Source organism: Dietzia sp. SLG310A2-38A2, assembly GCF_014145095.1.
GTDB lineage: Bacteria > Actinomycetota > Actinomycetes > Mycobacteriales > Mycobacteriaceae > Dietzia.
Genome location: NZ_JAALDX010000358.1, coordinates 1 through 5,645 on the forward strand (window position 1 = coordinate 1; position 5,645 = coordinate 5,645).

The window sequence follows — 5,645 nt, forward strand, 5'->3', positions numbered from 1 at the left end:
CCCGCCACGTCCGGCGGGTCCCGTCGGCCAACAGCAACAGGCCGACGAGCCACAGGACGCCGAGGAACGTCCAGAGGATCACCCGTTGGAGCGTGCCCTCACCCTCCGCGTCCACTCCCACCCTGGTGGGCGCGGCCAGGGTCACCATGAGCACCGGGGTGAGCACCCCCGCGACGACGGTCCGCCAGGCCAGCGACCCGCCGCCCATGGGCGTTCCGGTGCGCCCGGGCCCGCCCAGGAGCTTCACGACGAGCCACACCATCACGCCGAACGAGACCGACGCGAACACCCACATGCTGTTCATCGGAACGGAGGCGAACATCGGCGTGTTGATCATGTTCTCGGGGTTCCACGCCCACCACTTGAGCTGGGGCCCGAGCTGGTCGAAGATCTCGTAGAACACCTGGCTGGCGAACGCGGTGGCGATCGCCCCGATCGCGGCCCCGCGCCGTTCGAAGATCCCCAGGGCCCGGACGAGCTCGTAGGTGAGCTGTGAGATCACCGGGTAGAACGCCACGATGTACAGCGGCAGTCGGTCGAACATGAACTGAACGGTGAAGACGTTGTGGGAGAAGATGAAGCCCACGTAGTCCTGCAGGCCGAACCACTCGGGGAAGTACAGCGGCGGCTCGATGACCGCCAGGTAGATCAGGGAGGCGAACCACAACCCGAGGTTGACCGGGTCGCCGTCGCGCCGCCAGCGCCGCCACGCGTGGACAAGGGCGAAGACCGCACCGGCGATGATCAGCACCTCGAGCAGCGGCATGGTCCAGTGCTCGAGCGCGAACGGTGAGCGCACGGCCCCCACGGGGTGTGCGTCGTCGCAGGCGAAGCCGAGGAAGTCGGCGACCTGCCGGGCATGGGGTTCACAGGAGTACGCCATGGCTCAGCCCTTCGTCTGGGGGGTCGCGGACCGGGCGGTGGTGGCCGCCGGCTCCACGGGGTGCGCGGGATCGGAGTAGTCGGTTCCGGGTGGGTCGAGGCGGATGTCGAAGCCGCCCGGCACGCGGGTGCGGCCGAGCGCCTCGCGGACCTTGTGTCGCAGGAGGCCGTAGACGAACCGCGGGTCCGTCATCATGTCGCGCAGCGACTTGTCCAGGTTGAACACCGCGGTGAACGTCTGCTCCACGTGGTCGTCCTCACGGGCGGCGGCGGTGATGGCGTTGAACACCGGCCACGACACCCGGGACATGATCCGGCGTCGCCACGCGGGGGCGACCTCCGTGCCCTCGGCGAAGTCGTACCCCTGGTCGCGGGCCATGGCGAGCATCCACGGCACCTCCAGCGACGTGCGCTGCCGGTCGAGGAACGCTCGGGTGAACGAGGAGTCGAGTGACCGGTGCTCGGCCAGGACGTCGGAGAGCGCGACCGCCGAGCGGGCGGCCGAGCTCATACCCTGCGCGTAGAACGGATTGAAGGCGCAGGCCGCGTCTCCGATGGCCACCAGGCCCAGCGGTGGGTGGGCGAGCTCGTCGTAGCGGCGCCACTTGTTGCCCGTGGCGCGGGTGAGGTGCACCTCCGAGATCGGGGTGCTGGCGCGCATGGCGGCGGCGAAGGTGGGCGCGCGGAGCTGGTCGGCGGCGGCCTCGAACGTCTCCGGCTTGCGCGGCATCTGGATCCCCCACGAGCCCATGCACGCGATCGCGCGGTCACCCTCGACGGGGAAGAAGTTGGAGAGGAACTCGTGCTCCTGCGGATGGGGGCCGGTGTCCTGGGTGGGGGTCAGGACCAGGTGCTGCCACCACCAGTTCGGCGGCCTCTCCGAGGCGTCCGGGAGTTGGTACCAGCGGGAGGTGTAGGTGACCTTGGCGTCGAGGGTCTTCTCGGGGACGGCCGGCCAGCCGGCGGCCGCGAGCCAGTCCCGGACCGAGGAACCGCGGCCCAGGGCGTCCACCACGAGGTCGGCATCGAGAGTCCGGGTCTCACCGTCGGCGTCGCGGTACTCGACCCCGGTCACGCGCCCGGCCGGTGTCCCGCCGCCGGTGGTGGACAGTCCCGAGGCGGTCACGCCCTCACGGATCTCGATGTTCTTCAGGTCGCGGACCTTCTCGCGCAGGACACGCTCGATGAGGATGCGGGAGGAGTAGATCATCGTCATGGTGCTGGCCTTGCGCGGCCCCCAGCCGTCCATCTCGCCGTAGGCCGCGTCCATCGAGGGCATCAGAAGCATCCCGCCGGCCTCGATGAGCGACTCCTCGAACCCGGGGAAGATCGTGCCGATCGCGCGACGCCCGGCGTTGAGGACGAAGTGCGGGTGCTTGCTCTGGGGGACCCCGCGCCGGTGCTCGGCGCCGGGCGGCAGTTCGTCCCGCTCGAGCACGACCACCCTGTCGAAGTGCGGGGCCAGGACACCGGCCGAGCACAGGCCCGCCACACTCCCGCCGAGAACCACCGCTGTCGCTCCGTGCATCCTTCAGTTCCCTTCATTCATACAATGATCGTCCTAATGTATGAATGTACGAACCGGGTGTCAACGGCTATCCCGGGAGGGATCGGTAACCTGTGGGCCGTGAGCCTCACCGTCAGCACCGTCAACGTCAACGGGATCCGCGCCGCCGTCAAGCAGCGGTCGGAGACCAACCTCGGATTCCTGCCCTGGCTGGAGAGCAGTGGCGCGGACGTGGTCGCGCTCCAGGAGGTGCGGGCCGACGAGGACCAGGCCCGCAAGGCCCTCGCCCCCGCGCTCGACGCCGGGTGGCACCTCATCGGTTCGGCGTCCTCGCTCAAGGGCCGGGCCGGCGTCGCGTTGTTGTCCCGGCACGAGCCCGCCGAGGTGCGCATCGGGCACGGTGATCCCGAGTTCGACGAGTCCGGCCGCTACATCGAGGCGGTGTACCCCGGTGCCGTCGACGGGGAGACCGTCACCGTCGCCAGCCTCTACCTTCCGTCCGGTACCGCGAACACCCCGAAGCAGGACGAGAAGGACCGCTTCCTCGCGACCTTCCGGGAGCACCTCGCCGAGAGTGCGCAGACCGTCGGCACCCGGTCCGGCCACGAGATGATCATCTGTGGTGACTGGAACATCGCCCACCGTGAGGCGGACCTGAAGAACCACAAGGGGAACCACAAGAGCTCCGGCTTCCTGCCCCACGAGCGTGAGTGGATGTCGGAGTTGTTCGCCGACGCGAGCGGGTGGACCGACATCGTCCGCCATCGTCGCCCCGACGAGATCGGCCCGTATTCCTGGTGGAGCCAACGGGGCAAGGCCTTCGACAACGACGCGGGCTGGCGCATCGACTACCACGTGGTGACCGACGGACTGATCGATCGTGCCGTGGCCGACCGGGTGGACCGCGCGAGCGCCTACGACATGCGGTGGTCCGACCACGCTCCGGTGACCGTCGTCTACGAGTGATGACGACGACGAGGGCGTCCGCACCGGATGGACCCGCGTTCGCGGATGCCGCGCGAGGGGCACGCCCGTAACCTCGGTCCCATGCCGACGTACGCGACAGCCGACCGTCCTGACCGAGCCGGCCTCGAGGAGTTCCTCCGCCCCCGCCACCGGGCCGTCCTCATCACGCGGAAGTCGTCGGGAGGGCTGCAGAGCTCGCCCGTGACCTGTGGTGTCGACTCCGAGGGCAGGCTCGTCGTGGCCACCTACCCACAGCGGGCGAAGGTGGGCAACATCCGACGAGACCCGGCGGTCAGCGTGTGCGTCCTGTCCGACGACTTCACCGGCCCGTACGTCCACCTCGACGGCACCGCGGAGATCGTCGACTTGCCCGAGGCCGTCGAGCCGCTGGTCGAGTACTTCCGCAGTGTGGCGGGTGAACACGACGACTGGGACGAGTACCGCGCGGCGATGGTGCGGCAGGGCAAGTGCCTCATCCGGGTGGCGATCGACGACTGGGGGCCGGTGGCCACGGGCGGGTTCCCGCCCGAGCAGGACCAGCCCGACGGCCGATGAGGGCGTGACCGGGGGGCCGGTGGCGCCGTGGGAAGATGGGCTCCATGTCTGAGCAGTCCACTTCCGCAGCTTCCGCAGCTTCTGCGCCCACGACCGCCGCGACCGGGGCGCCCGCGAAGCGCCAGCGCGTCCTGTCCGGCATCCAGCCCACCGCCGACTCCTACCATCTCGGCAACTACCTGGGCGCCGTGCGGCAGTGGGTGGACCTGCAGGACGACTATGACGCCTACTACTTCATCCCCGACCTCCACGCGATCACCGTCAAGCAGGATCCCAAGGAGCTGCGCGAACGGGTGTTCCGTGGGTGCGCGCAGCTACTCGCGCTGGGGGTCGACCCCGACCGCTCGGTGTTGTTCGTGCAGTCACATGTGCCCGAGCACGCCGAGTTGGCCTGGGTCTTGGGGTGCATCACCGGGTACGGCGAAGCCGCCCGGATGACGCAGTTCAAGGACAAGTCGTCCAAACAGGGCACGGACGGGACGACCGTGGGGCTGTTCACCTACCCGGTACTCATGGCCGCCGACATCCTGCTCTATCGCCCGCACCTCGTGCCGGTGGGGGAGGACCAGCGGCAGCACCTCGAGCTGACCCGCGACCTGGCGATGCGGTTCAACTCCCGCTACAAAAAGACCTTCGTGGTGCCCGAGGGCAAGATCCTCGAGGGCTCGGCGAAAATCTACGACCTGCAGGACCCCACGGCCAAGATGAGCAAGTCGGGGGAGAACCCCAAGGGGATCGTCAATCTGCTCGACGACCCGAAGGTCTCCGCCAAGCGCATCCGCAGCGCGGTGACCGACTCCGACGGTGACATCCGCTTCGACCGCGAGATGAAGCCGGGTGTGTCGAACCTGCTGACCATCCAGTCGGCGTTCACCGGGCAGCCGGTGGCGGACATCGTGGCCGACTACCAGTCCGCCGGCGCGGGCTACGGGGCGCTCAAGACCGACACGGCCGATGCCCTCGAGGCCTTTGTCACCCCGTTGCGCGGTCGGTTCGACGAGTACATGTCCGACAGGGGCCAGCTCGAGCAGATCCTCGCTGACGGCGCAGATCGCGCGAGGTCCGTGGCCGGACCGGTGCTCTCGCAGGTCTATCAGGCGGTCGGATTCACCGCGCCGCGCCGCGGATAGGGCACCCTGGGCGCAGGCGACTACGTAAGAAAAAAGCTATACAGATGTATCCTTACAGCGACGAAACCCAAGTTCACAGCGTAGACCGCGGGGCGAAACACCTCCGTCACACTACGTCCTTAGAGTCACTTTCAGCTCGACGGGGAGAGGAACCCGTCGGGTGTCACATCACCTGTAGGGAGTCGAAACATGGGTCTAGTCGCCGGTCTCATCGGAATCGTGGGGGATCTGCTCCATCTGCTGCTGGGCGGCCTGTAGGCCCCGCGCCACGGTCGACTAACGGCGCCCCTCGCCAGACGTGGTGAGGGGCGCCGTTCCGTGTGCGGCGGGCGGCCCCGGGCCGTCGGCCGCGGGAGGGGACCTGAGTGCCCCCACGGCAGGCCGTCTGTGGGGAGGTAACTCAGGTCTCGGCAGTGCCCTGTTGGAAGGTCTGGCGCCAGGAGCCCCGGGACCGAACCCACACCGAGCTGCGCAGGACCGAGCCACCACGTGACCGCTCGCGCCATACCAGCAGGATCGTGCCGGAGGCCAGTTCGCGCGCCTCGATGACCTCCATCGTGGGATCTCCGGATGCCTGGTCGGGCGACCCGGTGGCCGCGAGCCTG

At 68.8% G+C, this 5,645-nt stretch carries 5 protein-coding genes and 1 pseudogene; 3 read left to right on the forward strand and 3 right to left on the reverse strand.

The annotated features are described in order from the left end of the window. Together G6027_RS12720 and G6027_RS12725 are read right to left on the reverse strand one after the other, a co-directional pair. Positions 1–883 (reverse strand): hypothetical protein (locus G6027_RS12720; protein WP_206682492.1); only part of this gene is annotated, 883 nt, incomplete at its 3' end. A gap of 3 nt (positions 884–886) precedes the next feature. After that, on the reverse strand, positions 887–2,410 hold the full coding sequence (locus G6027_RS12725) for an FAD-dependent monooxygenase (protein ID WP_182637500.1): 1,524 nt from the start codon (positions 2,408–2,410) through the stop codon (positions 887–889). A 99-nt stretch (positions 2,411–2,509) separates the two neighbouring features. Between G6027_RS12725 and G6027_RS12730 the strand changes: the two genes are divergently transcribed. From G6027_RS12730 to trpS, 3 genes are all read left to right on the forward strand, one after another. Then, entirely contained in the window at positions 2,510–3,355 is an 846-nt protein-coding gene (locus G6027_RS12730) for an exodeoxyribonuclease III (RefSeq protein ID WP_182637501.1), read from the forward strand. Between the two features lie 81 nt (positions 3,356–3,436). Further along, the gene (locus tag G6027_RS12735) at positions 3,437–3,910 is read left to right on the forward strand and encodes a PPOX class F420-dependent oxidoreductase (RefSeq protein ID WP_182637502.1); all 474 of its coding nucleotides are present in this window, start codon (positions 3,437–3,439) and stop codon (positions 3,908–3,910) included. Positions 3,911–3,954: 44 nt separating this feature from the next. Continuing rightward, a complete protein-coding gene (gene trpS / locus G6027_RS12740) occupies positions 3,955–5,040 on the forward strand; it encodes a tryptophan--tRNA ligase (protein WP_241727093.1) in 1,086 nt (361 codons plus the stop codon). A gap of 400 nt (positions 5,041–5,440) precedes the next feature. On the opposite strand, the pseudogene G6027_RS12745 reads toward trpS, so the two are convergent. Next, positions 5,441–5,645, reverse strand: a pseudogene (locus tag G6027_RS12745) (DUF4440 domain-containing protein); the annotation flags it as partial.

Coding starts and splice junctions, on each gene's coding strand:
- G6027_RS12735 (WP_182637502.1), top strand. CDS start 3,437: ATGCCGACGTACGCGACAGCCGACCGTCCTGACCGAGCCGGCCTCGAG.
- G6027_RS12725 (WP_182637500.1), bottom strand. CDS start 2,410: ATGCACGGAGCGACAGCGGTGGTTCTCGGCGGGAGTGTGGCGGGCCTG.
- trpS (WP_241727093.1), top strand. CDS start 3,955: ATGTCTGAGCAGTCCACTTCCGCAGCTTCCGCAGCTTCTGCGCCCACG.